Origin of the sequence: Streptomyces sp. NRRL B-24484, from assembly GCF_000717715.1 — a bacterium.
Taxonomy (GTDB): domain Bacteria; phylum Actinomycetota; class Actinomycetes; order Streptomycetales; family Streptomycetaceae; genus Kitasatospora.
The window spans coordinates 1-647 of sequence record NZ_JOAI01000142.1; the positions used below are offsets into that span (position 1 = coordinate 1).

At 73.0% G+C, this 647-nt stretch carries 1 protein-coding gene; it reads left to right on the forward strand.

Features of this window, described 5'->3' with window-relative positions:
* Nucleotides 1-588 (forward strand): MATE family efflux transporter (locus IE98_RS0141660; protein ID WP_030277989.1); only part of this gene is annotated, 588 nt, incomplete at its 5' end.
* Between the last annotated feature and the right edge of the window lie 59 nt (nt 589-647).

The following is a 647-nucleotide window of genomic DNA, read 5'->3' on the forward strand; positions in this document are numbered from 1 at the left end:
GCCGACTACATCGGCCAGCTCGGCCAGACCGCCGTCTCCAAGTCCCTGCCGCTGCTCGTCCTGGGCCGCCTGGGTGCGGAGGAGACCGCCGACTACTCGCTGGCGTACCTGGTCACCGACACCCTCTACCAGGCCGCCTACGCCATGGGGCAATCCCTGACCGTGGAGGGCGCCGCCGAACCGGAGCGTCTGGCCGAACACGCCCGCCACATGCTCCGCCACACCGCACTGCTGATCACCCCCGCCACCGCCGCCGCCATCGCCGCAGCACCCTGGATCCTCGACCTGTTCGGCAGCGACTACGCCGCCCACGGCACGACCGTGCTGCGGCTGATGGCGCTCTCGGCGGTGCCGAACGTGCTGTTCGGCGTCGCCGTCCACGTCGCCCGCGTCCGCCAAGCCCTGGCCTTCCTGACCGGCCTGCAACTCGCCTTCGCCGCCCTGCTGCTGGTTCTCACCCTGGTGCTGATGCCCCGCTACGGCCTCACCGGCGTCGGCGCCGCCTGGCTGGCCACCGCCAGCGTCCTCGCGCTCGCCTTGGCCGCCACCGCCCCACGCTGGCTGACCAACCGCCCGCACCGAACCTGAACCCCCGCCCCTGCCTCTGCGGGATCAGCGGCGTCCACCGCTCAGCGGCTGCACGGGTC